The sequence below is a fragment of the [Bacillus] enclensis genome, assembly GCF_001456935.1.
In the GTDB taxonomy this organism is placed as follows: Bacteria; Bacillota; Bacilli; order Bacillales; family Bacillaceae_B; genus Rossellomorea; species Rossellomorea enclensis.
Genome location: NZ_KQ758483.1, coordinates 601259 through 619016, shown reverse-complemented (window position 1 = coordinate 619016; position 17758 = coordinate 601259). Strand labels below are relative to the sequence as shown.

Here is a 17758-nt window from a genome sequence, read left to right as displayed (position 1 = left end):
ACCTGATTATTTCGCATATTCAACGGCCCGAGTTTCACGGATGACCGTTACTTTGATGTGCCCAGGATAATCCAGTTCGTCTTCGATCCGTTTGCGGATATCCCTTGCTAAACGGTGGGATTCCAGATCGTCGATGGCTTCAGGCCTTACCATGATGCGCACTTCACGTCCTGCTTGGATCGCAAAGGATTTCTCGACTCCATCATAGGATTCGGAAATCTCTTCAAGCTTTTCAAGACGACGGATATAATTCTCAAGCGTTTCACTTCTTGCACCCGGACGGGCTGCAGATAGGGCATCTGCTGCTGCGACGAGAACCGCGATGATTGACGTCGGTTCTGTGTCTCCGTGGTGGGAAGCGATACTGTTGATGACAACAGGATGTTCCTTGTACTTAGTTGCAAGTTCCACACCAATTTCGACGTGGCTTCCTTCCACTTCATGGTCGATTGCTTTACCGATGTCATGCAGTAAACCTGCACGCTTGGCAAGTCTTTCGTCTTCTCCAAGCTCGGCTGCAAGCAATCCGGAAAGGTAGGCCACTTCCATTGAGTGCTTCAAAACGTTCTGACCGTAACTTGTACGGTACTTCAAACGTCCGAGAATCTTGATCAAATCCGGGTGAAGGCCGTGAACCCCAACTTCAAATGTTGTCTGTTCACCGATTTCACGGATATATTCATCCACTTCACGGCGGGATTTATCCACCATTTCTTCAATTCGTGCAGGGTGGATACGTCCATCCTGTACTAATTTCTCTAATGCAATTCGAGCCGTTTCCCTTCGGATCGGATCGAAACCAGAAAGAATAACCGCTTCAGGAGTATCATCAATTATGAGGTCAATTCCTGTCAATGTTTCCAGCGTACGAATGTTACGTCCTTCTCGCCCAATAATTCGACCTTTCATCTCATCATTTGGCAGGTTCACAACGCTAACTGTTGTTTCTGCCACGTGTTCAGCAGCACAACGTTGAATAGCAAGTGAAAGGACTTCTTTCGCTTTCTTGTCAGCATCTTCCTTCGCACGTGTTTCATGTTCCCGGACCATGATCGCAATGTCATGGGAGAGCTCATTTTCCACGCGGTCGAGAATGATTCCTTTCGCTTCATCACGAGTCAGGCTCGAGATGCGTTCAAGTTCAGTCTGCTGTGATCGTACCATCTCGTCCACTTTGCTTTCCGTCTCTTCAATATGTTGTTGTCTTTCGTTAAGGGCTGCCTCTTTTCTTTCCAGTAAAGCTTCGCGCTTATCAAGCGTATCATCTTTACGGTCGAGGTTTTCCTCTTTTTGCATCAAACGATTTTCTTGTTTTTGCAATTCATTTCTTCGTTCACGAAGTTCATTTTCCATTTCAGTGCGAAGTCTATGATTTTCGTCCTTTGCTTCCAGTAGTGCTTCTTTCTTCAGAGCATCTGCCTCGCGCTTAGCATCTTCTAAAATCTGCTCTGCTGAACCTCTGGCACCGGCAATCTTTGCTTCAGCAATGGACTTACGAATTAGGTATCCAACAACTACACCGACGATTAGGCCAAGCAAAATGGAGATGATTGTAATAGGTTGCATTATTTCACCTCCTCTTGCTATGAACTTTCATCATGTCTTTTACATGTCGGCTTGTACATTGCTCATTTGAACTCAATATACAGCGCTAGGCTTTCAAATATTCATTCGAAAAATTTGTAAAATATACATGTTAATTTTAAATCTCAGAAAATTTATTGTCAAGGGGTTGTCCGGTCTAACACTGGATTTCTCTAGTATTTCTTTCGATTCGACAAAAATCGATAATAAATTTATTAAAGTTTACATAACATTATTACGTTAAATACTGTTGTTCTTTTTAAACGTAGTCTCAAAAGACAGGGACAAAACTAAACTGCGTCTAAAGTCGAACTCATTGGTTTAGGCTCTAAACAACGCCATTGATTTCCGTGCAAGACTCGCTTTCCGTGGGAGTCTTGCACGGAAAATCAACCGCTGCAAAGAGCCCGCACCTAACTTGTAAATTCAAACTAAAAACCCGAACTGATTTGCCTGCTAGTTCGCAAATCAGTTCGGGTTTTTCTGAAACTAAATCACTCTTGTTCCAGCCTCTTCACTCACTCTTAATCTTCCAATAGACTGAGTTCGCCTTGATCTTCAGTGTCCGCAGCTCCTGTATCCAATCCGTAATGGTCACGGATTTTCAACATGATTTCATTGCGGATTTCGGGGTTCTCTTTCAAGAAGATTTTTGCGTTTTCACGGCCCTGTCCAAGGCGTTCTTCGTTATATGAGTACCAGGCACCGCTCTTCTGAACGATATCCAGCTCTGATCCAAGGTCGACGATTTCCCCTTCTTTAGAGATACCTTGTCCGTACATGATATCCACTTCCGCAACACGGAAAGGAGGAGCGACTTTATTTTTCACGACTTTGATTTTAGTTTTGTTACCAACCATTTCATTGCCTTGCTTCAGGGTTTCTGCACGACGTACTTCCAATCTTACGGAAGAATAGAACTTCAACGCGCGTCCACCAGGAGTAGTCTCGGGATTTCCAAACATGACTCCGACCTTTTCACGAATCTGGTTGATGAAGATCGCGATGGTCTTCGATTTGTTGATTGCACCAGATAGCTTACGAAGTGCTTGAGACATTAAGCGGGCTTGAAGACCGACGTGTGAATCTCCCATTTCCCCTTCGATTTCCGCTTTAGGTACAAGTGCTGCTACAGAGTCAATCACGATGGCATCTACTGCACCGCTTCGCACCAGTGCTTCAGCGATTTCCAATGCCTGCTCACCAGTATCAGGCTGGGAGAGCAGCAGTTCGTCTATGTTTACCCCAAGCTTCTGTGCGTATACAGGATCAAGTGCGTGCTCGGCATCAATGAATGCTGCCTGTCCGCCCTGTGCCTGTACTTCTGCAATTGCATGGAGTGCCACGGTTGTTTTACCTGAGGATTCCGGTCCATACACCTCAATAATTCTTCCGCGTGGATACCCGCCCACTCCAAGAGCCGCGTCAAGGGCAAGTGATCCGCTTGGAACGGTTACGATATTTCTGTCAGTTTTTTCCCCAAGCTTCATGACAGAGCCTTTTCCAAACTGTTTCTCTATTTGTTTCAAAGCCATATCTAAGGCTGCTTTACGATCGCTCACTATATTTCCTCCTTTGAAAATAGATTATAAAGACAACTTATAAGCTTGTCTCAAATCCAACCTATCTATACTATAAACCATGTAATAGTAGAAAACAAGAAAAAAGTCGAACATCCATTCGGTTTTTTTCACCTGACAGTCACAATTAAAAAACTGTCCGACGGTTAATCCGCGAACAGTTTTTAATCGGTTCATGTCAATTCTTTCAATAAATAATGCCACCCGTACTTCGCCGTCCGCTTCCGATTGCCATTCCTGCCTCCAGCAAGATTTAGAAGGAACGCTTTGGCCGGCCTGTCTTTAACCGCAAGACCGATCCACACAGTGCCAGCCTTTTTACCATCGAGATCGTCCGGGCCCGCCACTCCCGTAAAACTGATCCCGATATCAGATGCAAAGAGAGTGCGCACATTTTCAGCCAGTTCGAGCGCACACTGCTCACTTACCGCAGAATGCTGTTTCAGTGTGTCTTCCCTGACAGAAAGTACTTTCTTTTTGATTTCATCCTGGTAACAGACGACCCCTCCCTTTAAAACAGCCGAAGCTCCAGGGAGCGTGGTGATTTCAGATTGAAAGAGTCCGCCTGTAAGGCTTTCCGCACATGAAAGTGTCAAGCCTTTGCCTTTTAATACCTTCATCCCCACTTCTACAAGTGAGTCTTGGTCGTATCCGTAGAAATAGTCCCCGACCACATTTAATATCTTCTCTTCCACCCCATCCAGGAGTTCAGCTGCCACACTTTTCGACTCGTGTTTGGCTGTGAGCCTAAGGGTGACTTCTCCATCTCCTGCGAGCGGTGCGATGGTTGGATTCGTCTGCGTATCTATCAGCTCTTCCAAATCCGTCTCCAGCTGAGCTTCACCGATTCCAAAGAAACGGAGGACCCGTGAATATATGATTTCTTTCCTTTTTAACGTACCTAAAATGGCAGGGATTCCATACTTGCTGAACATGGGACGCATTTCTGACGGCGGTCCCGGGAGCAGCATATATGATATGCCGTCTTTTTTCAGGAACATACCCGGTGCCATTCCGTTCTCGTTTTTCAGTGACGCAGAGCCTTCAAGGATGAGAGCCTGCTTTTCATTGTTAGGCGTCATTTGACGCTTTGTTTTCTGAAAGTAGGCTTTAATCGACTCCAAAGCTTCTCCATCCATGGAAAGTCCTGTACCAAGTGCTTTGGCGATCGTTTCTTTAGTCAGATCATCTTTAGTAGGTCCCAGCCCGCCTGTGAAAATAAGCAGATCTGCCCTTCCCTGTGCAACCTTAACCGCCTGCGACAAACGGACAGGATTGTCTCCGACGCTTGTATGATAATAAACGTCCACACCTGCTTCAGCAAGCTGTTCGGATATGTATTGAGCATTTGTATTGGCAATCTGTCCTAATAATAATTCTGAACCCACTGCTATGATTTCAGCATTCACTAAGATTCCCCCCTTAAGTAGAGTCTTTCATATAAAAGAAAGAGATGATTCATGAATGAATCATCTCTTATAGATTATAGCGGGAATGGACATTCGTCCAGCTTCCGGCTTAAGAAATCATTTAGAATTGATAAATGCCTTCTTATTATGTTTGAAGTAATCCCAGCCGGACCAGATCGTAAAGAACATGGCAATCCATAATGCGATGGTCGCAAATGGCAGGTTGATCAATTCAAAGATGGCATTATGAAGCAATAATGCGGAAATCGCGATGATCTGCGCCCACGTCTTAATTTTCCCCAACTGTCCTGCTGCCACAACTTCACCTTCACCTGCAAGAACGAGTCGAAGACCGGTCACTGCGAATTCACGGCTGATGATGATGATGACGATCCAGGAAGGAGCAAGTCCAAGTTCAACAAGCACAATCAGTGCTGCAGATACAAGCAGCTTGTCCGCCAAAGGATCTAAAAACTTACCGAGGTTGGTTACCATGTTATACTTTCTCGCATAATATCCGTCTATCCAGTCAGTGGTCGATGCGATAATAAAAATCAGCGCACCGACAAAATGTTTCACCGGCATTTCAGCACCGAGGAAAACCATGTCTCCCCAGTTAAGGGGTGCAAGCATGATGATTAAGAATAATGGGATCAAAAAGATCCTTGAAATTGTAATCTTATTAGGTAAATTCACCTTTCTACCTCCAATACTTAGAAACAAAGATAATGACTATGGTGGAACTTACATTTCACTGCTCCTCCATCATTATTACTGGGATTCCACAGGTTTATACTGGATGACTATATCTTGTCGAACCGTTTCGGTTGGTATCTTATACTCCAGCGCTTTCCCATTTACATTGATATCCGTGTTGGCTGCATTACCCAGAACAAGGTATGCCTGCTGGTCTTCTGTAAAGTCGAAATCCTTTTTATCATCTTTATACAGCATACCTTGGAACAACACTTCATCTTTTGAGTTATACACGGCGACCCATGCGTCACCTTTAGCTGCCAGCTCAAGATTGAACTGATCAGTATCCTTTAATTCATAGGTCGTTACTGTTCCTTCGGTTTTGACAGCCTCCAGGGATTGTTCCTTTTTCTCTTCATCATTATTATCTTTTTCTTCCCCGGCCTTACTATCATCCTTTTCTCCTGAATCCTTTTGTTCAGTATCTTTACCATCCGCAGATTCTTCATCAGGAAGATCCTTCTGATCCACGGCTACGGGCTCTTTGTTCGAGGTATCTGCATTGCTAGCATTGTCAGCTACCTTGGTTTGCACAAATACCCACACGGCAACCAATACAGCAATGACAAATACAGCAATCAAAATTTTCGGGATGACATCCAAGGCTTTGGACGAACTTGCTGAGACTCCTTTTCTCGTCTGAACACGAGAAAGAGAGACAGGGATTTCATCATCATACGCTGCGGGAATTTCTTCTTTATATTCTTCAAAGATGACTTCGGGCTGGAGCCCTACTGCTTCACAGTATTGCTTGATAAAAGCCCGGACATAGAATTTACCCGGCATCATGTCGTAGGAGCCTTCTTCAATTCCGATTAGATAACGCTTCTGTATCTTCGTTACTCTCTGTAAGTCGTCAAGGCTGAAGTCTTTTGCTTCACGAGCTTCTTTAAGACGTTTTCCTAATTCCGTCACTAGTTAACACCTTCCAATTTTAAAAATCAAAACCTCCAAAATCCGAATTTTGGAAAAGGTTATTTTGTTGGGCTAATTCATATGTAATCTCTTCTTCAGGGGTGTTTCTGAGTTCAATGATATAATCAAAATCATCCAGTGAGTATTCTGAATTTTGAACAAATACATCAGGGTGCTCGATGACTTTAACAGCCGGAAGACGCATGATTTCCCTTACCAGCTGCCAGTGCTTTTCGCTGGCACGCCTGGTTGAAACGATGCCATCTATAATGAATAGATTGTCAGAGGAATATTCATCTTCAATCAGCTTGCTTCTGATTGTCTGCTTCAATAAAGTGGACGAAACAAACAGCCATTTTTTATTGGCACATACACTCGAAGCCACTACGGACTCAGTTTTACCGACTCGCGGCATGCCCCTGATCCCTACAAGCTTATGCCCTTCCTGTTTGAAAAGTTCTGCCATGAAATCCACAAGCAGGCCCAGTTCATCACGAACAAATCTGAATGTCTTTTTATCATCTGCATCACGCTGTATGTAGCGTCCATGCCTGACAGCGAGTCTGTCCCTAAGTTTAGGTTCCCTTAATTTCGTCACATTAATCGTATCCATTGTCTGCAAAATCGATTCCAGGCGGGTTATCTGCTCTTCATTGTTGGCAAGAAGAAGCATTCCCCTCCTGCCTTCGTCGACACCATTGATCGTTACAATATTTATGGAAAGCATCCCTAACAATGAGGAGATATCACCTAAGAGGCCGGGACGATTTTTTTGTATTTCATACTCTAAATACCACTCTTTTCGCTCCATTGGTTCCCTCCTGAAATTATATGAGACAACATTATCCGACAAGATCGGGGATATTTCGATACTATCACTTGAAACATCTAGCTTTTATAATAAAGGATTTTCACCTAATAGAAAAGGAAAACCTATAGAATTCATACAATTTCTGCATAATACAGAGATAAACAGTTCTTTAGGATGATTCTGCCTGAAAAAACTTTGCAGACAATATCTGCAAAACGAAATGGGTGCATAAGAAAAGGAGAGGAAAATTCCCTCTCCTTAACGAGTACCGTTGTTGTTAACCAGCTTGACCATCATGTTTGCAATCGCATGCTGCTCTTCAGGAGAAGCGACCGACCATAAATCGGCCAATACTTTTTCCTGATCATTTTTAGGTTCAACCTGTTTAGCCAGGTAGTCCCCGATTTGATAAGCCAAATCACCTACCGTCTCATTTTCCATTCCGGTATGCTGAGCTTGATTCAGGCGGTCACCTAAAAAGTTTTTCCAATCTGACCAGTTATCTAATACAGACATGGCAATGAACCTCCTCATATTTGAAATACAATGTTAGTTTGTATCATGATGAGAAAAATATGCGCGTCCTGAAAAAATATTAAGTATGCCACCCGCCATTTACGGCGAGTGTCTGGCCGGTTATGTAAGAAGAATCATCTGATAAAAGAAACGTGATGGAAGAAGCAATTTCGGTGCTGGATGCAAGTCTGCCCATCGGAATTTCTTCACTGACCTGCTGGATTTCCCCGCTTGAAAATGAACCCATCATATTTGTCTCTACAGCTCCGGGAGCAACCGCATTGACCCTGACCCCATTTAAAGCCGTTTCCTTGGCCAGTGCTTTTACAAAGGACAGCTGAGCGCCTTTGACCGCAGAATAGACGACTTCGCAAGACCCGCCGATTTGCCCCCAGATAGAGCTGACAATCACAATATTGCCCCTGCTCTTCATTAGTTTCGTAAGCAGCCCCTGCACAAGCAGCATCGGACTTTTTATATGGATATTGATCATGCGGTCCATTTCTGATTCCTTCTGATCTTGAAAAAGCCCCCAGCCTGCAACACCGCTTGAGTAGACAATCGCATCAAGCTGGAAGATGGAGTCAATGACCTTCTTCACCTCGCTTGGCTCAGTCAAATCTGCTTGAATTGGTATTGCCTCGACACCAAGCTCCTTAATTTCATTCATCAAATCAATGATTTTATTTCGGCCGGTATGATAATGAAGATATAAGTTCCATCCTTTTTCTGCAAGAGATATGGCGGTGCTTCTGCCTATACCGCCTGATGCCCCGGTTATCAAAGCATATTTCATTCATTCTCCCCCAAACATAATGAAGAACCGCCCCTGCTTAAAGGGCAGTTCCATTTTCTTTATGATTTAGGAACAACTTGACACACAGTGAATCGCTCTTCACTGATGATTTTGTCAGCGACATTCTGAATATCATCATAGGTCAAGGATTCCAAGGTTGGCACTACATCGAATAAATCCATTTCATTGAATGCGTACCTTGTAAATTGGTTGGCAATAAATTCAGGTGAATTCACCGCACGCAGGAATGAACCGATTTTTTTCTTTTTCGTCCTCTCAAGTCCTTCTTCTGTAAATAAGGAGGCTTCTTTCGCTTTTAACAAAAGTTCCTGCAGTTTCTCAGCAAGTAAGTCAGGTTTTTCGGTATCGCCGCCGACAGTCGCAAATCCGAAACCATTCTCCTGTGTATAATCATAATGGAATGTCTCATCTATAAGTCCCTCATTGTATAGATCAAAATAATGAGTAGAACTCTTTCCGAACAATAGATCTAATAAGACATTCATTGACAATTCCTGTTTCAGCATCTCTTTTCCTTGCTGAGTAGGTTCAGGGGCCTTCAACCCTACCAGGCATTTAGGGGACTGAACATTCATTTCGAGAACCTGTTTCTTTTCTGCAACTTCTCCAGGTTCATCCTCGAATCGACGCTTGATCTCAGGCATTTTCTCATATGGCTTCTTATCCTGATTAGCGCGGACTTGGTTCATGATCTGTTCTGGATCGACAGGACCCACGACAAAGAGAAGCATATTGCTCGGGTGATAAAATGTATTGTAACACTGATACAGCATATCCTTGGTAATCGGAGTAATCGACTCGATGGTGCCGGCGATATCGATCTTGACAGGATGATTCTTGTACATGTTCTGAATGACACCAAAGTACAGGCGCCAATCAGGATTATCGTCATACATCGTAATTTCCTGTCCGATGATGCCCTTTTCCTTTTCAACTGTCTTTTCGGTAAAGTACGGATCCTGGACAAAATCAACCAGAGTTTCAAGATTTCTTTCTACATTATCCGTGCTGGAAAATAGATACGCCGTCCTTGTAAAAGAAGTGAATGCGTTGGCAGAAGCCCCTTGGCGGCTGAACTGTTGGAATACATCCCCATCTTCTTTTTCAAACAGCTTGTGTTCGAGGAAGTGAGCGATACCATCCGGCACTTTCACGAATTCATCTTCATTCAATGGAACAAAGTTGTTATCGATGCTTCCGTATTTTGTTGTAAAAGTAGCATATGTTTTATTGAAACCTTTCTTAGGAAGAATATACACGTCCAACCCGTTGGACATCTTCTCATAATAAAGATTTTCTTGAATCTGATCGAAGGAAATTTTCTTCATTATTACTCCTCCTTTCCTGTTAAGAAGTAAATTGTGTCCAGCTCTACTTTATTAGCTGCGGCAATGATTTCTTCTTTGCTCGTTTTTTCGACTTCTTCAAGCCAGGTCCTGAGATCGATTTGCTTCCCGGATACAGCATTATGATAGAGGACTTCGATCAACCCCCTTGAAGTATCCACCGTTTCAAGCATTTGATTTTTTATGACGGCTTTGGTCTGTTCAATCTCACTGTCTGTAAAGTCACCATTTTTCATGGCCTCAAGCTGCTCATTTATGATGCCTACTGCTTGATCATAGTTTTTAAATTCTATTCCTGACATGACCATCATAAGACCTTTATGGCTTTCAAGACGGCTTGCTGCATAGTAGGCAAGACTTGCCTTTTCCCTCACATTTATAAATAGTTTTGAATGGGAGAATCCGCCGAAAATGCCGTTGAATACCTGAAGTGCATAATAGTCCTTATCTCCGTACTGGGTGTTCGTACGGTATCCCATATTCAATTTACCTTGTTTGACATCCTGCTTTTCTTTTACTACATTTTCCTTTGATTTACGCTTCACTTCGGAAGTATCGACATTGACTGCTTCTCTCGCTGACAAGGAAAACAGACCGTCACATAAACGTTCAACCTGGTCCACATCGACATCACCTATGACGTAGAGATCGATTTGATCTTCACTGATCACTTTTTTGTAATAGTCATATAATTCGCTTGGAGTGATTGGATCGACGTGATCAAGCGTTCCATTTACGTGCAGAGCGAAACGCTCTTCCTTACACATTTCTTCTACGAGCCTTGAATTGGCATATCGCATTTTATCGTCGTATACTGCCTGTATCCTTACTTTCTGATTCCTCTTCTCTTTCTTGACCGTATCCTCGTCGAATTGCCCGTTCTCTACATTAGGATTCATCAATACATCTGACATGAATTCCAGACCTTTTTCAAGAAGCGGTTCTGAATCCTTTAGAAATTTCTCGTTTGCAATTTCCACCGAGAAACTGATGACATGATATTCCCCTTTTTTACCGAGGTCCGTAAAAAAGCTGGCACCGTATAATTCATCTAAATAAGTACGGAGCTTTGTTGTATTCGGGTATGTCTTTGTGCTGCTTTGCATGACATGCGGAAGAAGTCCGCGAAGCGTGACAGTTTCCTGATCTAATGGAGCTTTCATTTTCATCACAAGGTTGTTAGTTTTATACTTATCGGTTTTGACGATATGTAGTGTATAGCCCTGTTTTTTCTTAACGACTTCATTAATGTCCGTCATGGTACCGTCCTCCTTGTCCATACTTGCATTTTATACGTTGAACTAAAAAAGTAATAAACACCATTATTGTGCGGTATTTTAGTTTAACTATACATGTTGTGATAGAAATAATTCAAGCATCTTCCTCTGCTGGAAAAATCGACACATGCAACTTCTATCATTATATGTTGGAAAGTATTTGTTCAGAATAGATCTTCATATATGCCGATTAGGAATTAACTAGCGATTTCTGTTAGTAACATTATGTGTAGAGGGATATGCAAACCTAATATAGAAGAGTTTTTCCACTCTCATCTTCATTTGATTCCATGCTTCACCGCTATTGATTCCCGTGTAAAACTCCGCTTCCGCGGGTGGTTGTGAGCCTCCTTTTCTTATTCATGGGGGGGGCACGCTGTCCAGCTGCAGGGCTTAGATGCACATGTCATAAGGCAAACCGGCCAAGAAGGCAAAGAACGCCTTCTAAGCCGATTCATCTTATGCCACACGCCTCTGAGCTAAGCCCTTCCGCTTTTCCAATAGGAGTCTTCGTCTTGCACTTCAATCAACCGGTGGAAAGAGCTAATATCTGATTGTACATTTAAACGAAACTAAAAACCCGAACTAAATTGCTTCCTAGAAGGCAAATTAGTTCGGGTCTTTCTTAGACTAAAACACTTATGTTCCAGCCTCTTTTCAATTATTAACGACTTCCCTTTACATACGGTGTACCTAACGCTTTAGGTGCATCGGCGCGGCCGATGAATCCTGTAAGTGCAAGGATCGTCAGTACGTATGGAGCGATCAGTAGATATACGCTTGGAATATTCTCGAATAACGGTATACTGCTTCCGATGATGCTCAAGCTTTGGGCGAAACCGAAGAATAAAGCTGCACCCATTGCGCCAAGCGGATGCCATTTACCGAAGATCAAAGCGGCGAGGGCCATGAAACCCTGCCCGCTGATGGTCGCATGACTGAAATCAGATGATATGGACTGGGCATATACCCCTCCGCCGACACCTGCAAATGCACCGGATATGATAACGCCGATATAGCGCATCTTCGTAACATTGATCCCCATTGTATCAGCAGCCATAGGATGTTCACCGACAGAACGAAGGCGAAGCCCGAATGGCGTTTTGAACATTACATACCATACAATCACTGATACTAATATGGCGACAAACGGCGGCCAATACGTATTCGAGAAGAAGATGTCGCCGATGACCGGGATTTTGTTGAGCAGCGGGATATCCACTTTACCGAAACCTTCAGAAATAATATCTGTTTGGCCTTTACCATAAATACGTTTAACCAGGAACAGCGTCAAACCGATTGCAAGCAAGTTGATTGCCACACCGGATACAACTTGATCGGCCCTGAATGTGATGGAAGCTACTGCGTGCAGGACAGCGAGTAATCCCCCCATGACCATTGCCACCAGAAGAGCCACCCATGGTGTCGCGGCCCCGAAAGTATCCGCAAAAGCCAGATTAAAGACGATGCTTGAAAAAGCGCCGATTACCATCAATCCTTCAAGTCCGATGTTGACAATACCGGATCGTTCGGAAAACGCTCCGCCTAAAGCAGTGAAAATAAGTGGCGAAGCCCATAATAATGTAGATGGGACTAGTATTAATAAGACATCCATGAAGCCCACTTATTTCACCCCCTTTTTACTGAATCGTTGAATTAAGTATCTGATCATGTAGCCTGAAGCAACAAAGAAAATGATAAGGGCGATAATAATGTCTACAAGTTCATTTGGAATACCTGCTTCCAGAGGCATATTCAAAGCCCCTACTTTGAGTCCACCGAACAAGAGGGCTGCAAACACAACTCCGATCGCAACATTTCCTCCAAGTAAGGCAACTGCGATTCCGTCAAACCCTACACCTGTGAAGCCGCCTTTGATAGACGCGTATCCAAATGTTCCGAGTCCTTCCATCGCGCCGGCAAGACCCGCGAAGGCACCGGAAATGACCATTGATAAAATGATGTTCCCGTTGACATTCATACCTGCATATTGAGATGCATGCTGGTTGAACCCGACAGATCGAAGTTCATAACCGCGTGTAGTCTTCTCAAGCAAGAACCACATGATGAATACGCAGGCGAGTGCAATGAAAATTCCCCAGTGTAATCTGGAGTAATCTGTAAGACTCTCGAAAAATGGTGATGATAAGGAGGCAGAGTCGGCAATATAATCCGTACGATCCTTACGTTCAGTCAAAACATCACGGATAATAGAGTTTGTTACATGAAGAGCGATATAGTTCATCATGATTGTGACGATGACTTCGTGCACCCGGTACTTTGCTTTCAGCAACCCCGGGATAAAGCCCCAGATAGCCCCTGCCAGTGCCGCAGCAATGACGGCCATAGGCAAATGAATGTATTTAGGCAGGTCGTCAAACGCAACCCCCACCCAGACAGCTGCGAGCCAGCCGACGATAAGCTGACCCTCTACCCCAATGTTGAAAAGCCCTGTCCTGAATGCAAATGCTACTGCCAGTCCGGCTAAAATATATGGAGTCACCTGTCTGATTGTTTCACCTACATAGTAGACCTCGCCAAATATCCCCTGCCATAAAGCAGAATACCCGGCAACAGGATCGTACCCGCTCACTAGCATGATAATGGTTCCAACAATGATACCTAAAAGGACAGAAATGACCGGGATTAATATATTTGTTAATCGATTAGACATTTGTGTTTTCCCCCGTTCCCTTTCCTTTAGAACCCGCCATTAACAGACCGAGTTCTTGTTCAGTCGTTTCTTTTGGATTGACAATCGCAACGATTTGTCCTTCATAAATGACCGCTATCCGATCACTTACGTTCATGATTTCATCCAGTTCAAATGAAAGCAGCAATACAGCTTTCCCGTTGTCTCTTTGTTCGATCAGCCGTTTGTGGATAAATTCGATTGCACCGACATCCAGTCCCCTAGTCGGCTGAGCTGCAATCAGCAAGTCCGGATCCCGGTCGATTTCACGGCCGATGATGGCTTTTTGCTGATTACCGCCGGAAAGTGCCCGCGCAAGTGTAAATTCAGTCGGAGTCCTTACATCAAATTCCGTGATGAGCTTTCTGGCTTGATCATAAATCTTTTTATAATTTAAGATTCCTTTATTGGAGTATGGCTTTTTATAATAAGTCTGAAGGACCATATTTTCCCCTATCGGGAAATCCAATACCAAACCGTGTTTGTGGCGGTCCTGAGGAATATGGCCCACTCCGGTTTCATAAATCTTACGTGGTTTCATGTTCAAAATTTCTTTTCCATTCAGTTTGATGGAGCCGCTCTCTGCTTTATGAAGTCCGGTGATCGCTTCAATAAGCTCTGTTTGTCCGTTTCCATCAACACCCGCAATACCGAGGATTTCTCCTGCTTTCACCTCAAGATTCAGCCCCTTCACCACAGGTACATTGCGGTTGTCTTTTACGTTAAGATTAGAAATTTCCAAGACTTTACCTTCAGGGACTGCTTCTGTTTTATCTGTCTTGAACGTAACTTCTCGACCGACCATCAGACTCGCCAAATCATTCGGATTTGTTTCCGACACTTTTACTGTTCCGATTCCCTTCCCTTTTCTGATAACGGTTACATTATCACACACCTCCATAATCTCTTTGAGCTTATGTGTGATGAGAATGATTGATTTGCCTTCTTTGATAAGGGTTTTCATGATTTGGATAAGTTCTTTAATTTCCTGCGGGGTCAGGACGGCGGTAGGTTCATCAAAGATCAGGATATCCGCACCACGGTAAAGAGTCTTAAGAATTTCCACACGCTGCTGCATACCTACTGAAATTTCAGATATTTTAGCATTAGGATCGACCTTAAGCCCATACCTCTCGGAAATATCCAAGATATCTTTTTCAGCTTTTTTAATGTCTACGGATGCCCCTGATTTCGGTTCCCTGCCGAGGATGATATTCTCAGTGACGGTAAATGTATCAACAAGCATAAAATGCTGATGGACCATTCCTATACCGAGGTCATTTGCTATGTTAGGGTTTGTGATGTTTACTTTGTTACCCTTCACGCGGATCTCACCTTGCTCCGGCTGATAAAGTCCAAATAAGACGTTCATTAACGTTGACTTACCTGCACCATTTTCACCAAGAAGCGCATGAATTTCACCTTGTTTTAACTGAAGGGTGATATTGTCATTTGCCACGATGCCCGGGAATTCCTTTCGGATGTTTAACATCTCGATTACATAATCCATTGCTTTCACTCCTTGCGTAGGCTGGGGATAGATAGTTTAGTAGTTAGAGGTCAGACCTTGGTCCGCCAGAAAAAAGGGTTTCCCCTGTTAAAACTCTAAATGAAAGATAGAAGATATGAGTTCTATACTTCAATTAAAGTTTTAAAATCACAAACCTTCTTTTAGTAAAATAATACCAATCCACAATCGGCGGTTAGTACTATATATCCAGTTTTCTTTAAAGAAAAAGGGATAAGAGACCGGCATACCATGGCCCGCTTATCCCTGTTGTCAGATGACGATTATTCTGCGGAGAAAGCTTCAGCGTCTTTCAGAGATTCAGGTACTTTGATATCTCCGTTAGCGATTTTCTCTTTCCACTCGTCTACTTTTGCCATAACTTCATCTTTGTTTGAAAGTTCATCATTAAGTTCTGCAAGACCTACACCATCTTCGTTAAGGCCATAAGAAATCACTTCTCCACCAGGGAAGTTTCCTTCTTTAGCTTTGTTGGAAAGGTCTTGTACAGCGTTATCAACACGCTTCAGTGAAGAAGTCAATACGATATTGTGATCTCCTACTTTACCTTCAGCAGTTTGGTCGGAGTCAACACCGATTGCCCAGATTTCACGTGAAGGATCTTTCTCTTTCAAGTCACGTGCTTCTTTGAAAAGACCATTACCTGTTCCGCCCGCTGCATGGAATACAACGTCAGCGTTTTGTGAGTACATTTTTGAAGCGATCGTTTGACCAAGTTCTGCTTTGTCGAATGCACCAGCATAATCAGATACTACTTCTGCATCAGGATTAACCGCTTTGACACCTGCAAGGAAACCAGAATGGAAACGTTCGATAACAGGGATTTCCATACCGCCGATGAATCCGATTTTATTTGTTTTAGTCGCTAAACCTGCAACAACACCTGCAAGGAAAGAACCTTCCTGCTCTTTGAAGGTGATGCTTGCAACGTTAGGCTGATCGACTACAGCATCAACGATAGCAAAGTGTGCATCTTTTTGCTGTTGTGCGATATCATTGATTGCACCTTCCATAAGGAAGCCGATTCCGTATACTAAGTCAAAATCTTGACGAGCTAATGTGTTTAAGTTTGTAGCATAGTCTGCATCAGATTGAGATTGAAGGTAATCGTAACCGCTCTTCCCTTTTTCCATTCCGTGTTCTTCACCGAATGCCTTTAAGCCTTCCCAAGCTGATTGGTTGAAAGATTTATCATCTACTCCACCAACATCTGTAACCATTGCTACTGTAAACTGATCTTCTTTACTCTTGCCATCACCACTAGATGCACCTTCTTCTTTGTCACTTGAACCACATGCACCCAAAATCGTACCTGCTGCAAGAACAAAAGACAGCGCTAAACCGAATTTACGCTTTTTCACCTAGAGTACCCCCCAAAATTTGTTGTAATGAATTAGTAGAAAGACAGTTTACTAAACTCGCTTTCTCAATACATGGAAACTGAATTTGTCTGATCTGAAATAGTTTACTGAGTACAGAATCGGCTCGTCGTTTTCATCAAAATGCATTTGTTTGAGAACGAGTAATGCCGTTTCGGGCTCGCAATTCAGAATCGGTGAAATCTTATCGTGGTATCCCATCGGTTCGATCTGGGCGACTGCATGAGTGATTCTTCTATTCTCCCTATTCTCAAGAACGGAAAAGATAGAATTATCTTCATGGGTGAAATTCCTTGTGAGTATCCTCTCCGGAATTTTGTCCACGCAGTAAACCACGGGTTCACCGTTAGCTGTTCGAACTCGTTCAACCAGAATCATATCCTCCGCTTCGTCACTTTGAAACCTTTTCGCATCATCCTCAGTAGCTTCTTGAGTCGTTGAGCTTAAGAAAATGGTTCCCGGCTCCATTCCTGCCTGTATGATCATATTGGAAACGCTGTTCAATTGCTCGATTCCTGAAGTGAACAAAGGTTTAGCGTTTACAAAGGTGCCCACACCATGCCGGCGGATAATGACACTTTCTTCTTCAAGGATTCTCAAAGCTTCCCTGAGGGTAGCTCTTGAAACTCCCAGCTGTTTGGAAAGATCAAATTCTGAAGGGAGTTTTTCTTTTTCTTTATAAACTCCTGCATCAATATCCTTTTTCAAACGGTCAATAACTTGTAAGTATAAATGTCTATTATCTGTTTTTATTGTCACTGGAACCACCACCAAATTTTCTCAAGACATCAGACCTCTGATGTATATCTTTCCTACTAATCGAAAATACTATAACACTTTTCTTTTAATAAATAAATAGCATTATGTGATTTTGTCGAAAAAAAAGACCAATAAGGCAATTCTGAAAATTTTTTTGGTAAAAAATAGGTTAAAAAACGTGGTTATGTCTTAAAAACATTAAATATATTGCATATTATTACACAAACAATCTTGATTCTTACTTTTATTAATATTACTGAAATATTCAACTTGATTTTGAAAACGCTTTTAATAGTATATCACATTAGTGGATAACCTAGAAGATGAGAGTGAATACCTGATATTTTTAAGGATTTTATCAGAAATTCCTGGTTCTTTCTTAACCGAAG

General features: G+C 42.9%; 15 protein-coding genes. All 15 read right to left on the bottom strand.

The window, feature by feature from the left end; all coding sequences use genetic code 11:
• Positions 1-6: 6 nt before the first annotated feature.
• Entirely contained in the window at positions 7-1566 is a 1560-nt protein-coding gene (rny, locus tag AS034_RS10740; RefSeq protein ID WP_032088763.1) for a ribonuclease Y, read from the bottom strand.
• A gap of 542 nt (positions 1567-2108) precedes the next feature.
• Positions 2109-3146, bottom strand: a complete 1038-nt coding sequence (recA, locus tag AS034_RS10735; RefSeq protein ID WP_032088764.1) for a recombinase RecA — start codon at positions 3144-3146, stop codon at positions 2109-2111.
• Between the two features lie 191 nt (positions 3147-3337).
• Complete coding sequence (locus AS034_RS10730) at positions 3338-4573, bottom strand: competence/damage-inducible protein A (RefSeq protein WP_058298447.1); 1236 nt, start codon at positions 4571-4573, stop codon at positions 3338-3340.
• 117 nt (positions 4574-4690) lie between these two features.
• A complete protein-coding gene (pgsA, locus tag AS034_RS10725) occupies positions 4691-5269 on the bottom strand; it encodes a CDP-diacylglycerol--glycerol-3-phosphate 3-phosphatidyltransferase (RefSeq protein WP_032088766.1) in 579 nt (192 codons plus the stop codon).
• Between the two features lie 75 nt (positions 5270-5344).
• Positions 5345-6244, bottom strand: a complete 900-nt coding sequence (locus tag AS034_RS10720) for a helix-turn-helix domain-containing protein (RefSeq protein WP_058298446.1) — start codon at positions 6242-6244, stop codon at positions 5345-5347.
• Positions 6245-6263: 19 nt separating this feature from the next.
• Positions 6264-7055, bottom strand: a complete 792-nt coding sequence (locus tag AS034_RS10715) for a DUF3388 domain-containing protein (protein WP_032088768.1) — start codon at positions 7053-7055, stop codon at positions 6264-6266.
• A 258-nt stretch (positions 7056-7313) separates the two neighbouring features.
• Positions 7314-7571 carry a DUF3243 domain-containing protein gene (locus tag AS034_RS10710; RefSeq protein ID WP_032088769.1) on the bottom strand — a complete coding sequence of 86 codons (258 nt, stop codon included), beginning with the start codon at positions 7569-7571 and terminating at the stop codon, positions 7314-7316.
• A 79-nt stretch (positions 7572-7650) separates the two neighbouring features.
• Positions 7651-8367 (bottom strand): elongation factor P 5-aminopentanone reductase, encoded by a 717-nt coding sequence (gene ymfI, locus AS034_RS10705; protein ID WP_058298445.1) that lies wholly within the window; start codon positions 8365-8367, stop codon positions 7651-7653.
• Between the two features lie 59 nt (positions 8368-8426).
• Positions 8427-9716, bottom strand: a complete 1290-nt coding sequence (gene yfmH / locus AS034_RS10700) for an EF-P 5-aminopentanol modification-associated protein YfmH (protein ID WP_058298444.1) — start codon at positions 9714-9716, stop codon at positions 8427-8429.
• 2 nt (positions 9717-9718) lie between these two features.
• Entirely contained in the window at positions 9719-10993 is a 1275-nt protein-coding gene (yfmF, locus tag AS034_RS10695) for an EF-P 5-aminopentanol modification-associated protein YfmF (RefSeq protein WP_058298443.1), read from the bottom strand.
• A 682-nt stretch (positions 10994-11675) separates the two neighbouring features.
• Positions 11676-12635: an ABC transporter permease gene (locus AS034_RS10690; RefSeq protein WP_058298442.1), complete on the bottom strand. Its 960-nt coding sequence runs from the start codon at positions 12633-12635 to the stop codon at positions 11676-11678.
• Positions 12636-13685 carry an ABC transporter permease gene (locus tag AS034_RS10685; protein ID WP_032088774.1) on the bottom strand — a complete coding sequence of 350 codons (1050 nt, stop codon included), beginning with the start codon at positions 13683-13685 and terminating at the stop codon, positions 12636-12638.
• The gene (locus tag AS034_RS10680) at positions 13678-15213 is read right to left on the bottom strand and encodes an ABC transporter ATP-binding protein (RefSeq protein WP_058298441.1); all 1536 of its coding nucleotides are present in this window, start codon (positions 15211-15213) and stop codon (positions 13678-13680) included. Before AS034_RS10680 ends, AS034_RS10685 begins: the two co-directional genes overlap by 8 nt.
• Positions 15214-15494: 281 nt before the next feature.
• Positions 15495-16592 carry a BMP family lipoprotein gene (locus AS034_RS10675; protein WP_032088776.1) on the bottom strand — a complete coding sequence of 366 codons (1098 nt, stop codon included), beginning with the start codon at positions 16590-16592 and terminating at the stop codon, positions 15495-15497.
• 51 nt (positions 16593-16643) lie between these two features.
• Positions 16644-17369, bottom strand: coding sequence for a GntR family transcriptional regulator (locus tag AS034_RS10670; protein WP_032088777.1), 726 nt, complete (start codon positions 17367-17369; stop codon positions 16644-16646).
• Positions 17370-17758: the final 389 nt, after the last annotated feature.

Bases quoted from the DNA above. Each gene is read 5' to 3' on its own strand.
- rny (WP_032088763.1), bottom strand. From the start codon at position 1,566: ATGCAACCTATTACAATCATCTCCATTTTGCTTGGCCTAATCGTCGGT.
- AS034_RS10715 (WP_032088768.1), bottom strand. From the start codon at position 7,055: ATGGAGCGAAAAGAGTGGTATTTAGAGTATGAAATACAAAAAAATCGT.
- AS034_RS10710 (WP_032088769.1), bottom strand. From the start codon at position 7,571: ATGTCTGTATTAGATAACTGGTCAGATTGGAAAAACTTTTTAGGTGAC.
- ymfI (WP_058298445.1), bottom strand. From the start codon at position 8,367: ATGAAATATGCTTTGATAACCGGGGCATCAGGCGGTATAGGCAGAAGC.
- yfmH (WP_058298444.1), bottom strand. From the start codon at position 9,716: ATGAAGAAAATTTCCTTCGATCAGATTCAAGAAAATCTTTATTATGAG.
- yfmF (WP_058298443.1), bottom strand. From the start codon at position 10,993: ATGACGGACATTAATGAAGTCGTTAAGAAAAAACAGGGCTATACACTA.
- AS034_RS10685 (WP_032088774.1), bottom strand. From the start codon at position 13,685: ATGTCTAATCGATTAACAAATATATTAATCCCGGTCATTTCTGTCCTT.
- AS034_RS10680 (WP_058298441.1), bottom strand. From the start codon at position 15,213: ATGGATTATGTAATCGAGATGTTAAACATCCGAAAGGAATTCCCGGGC.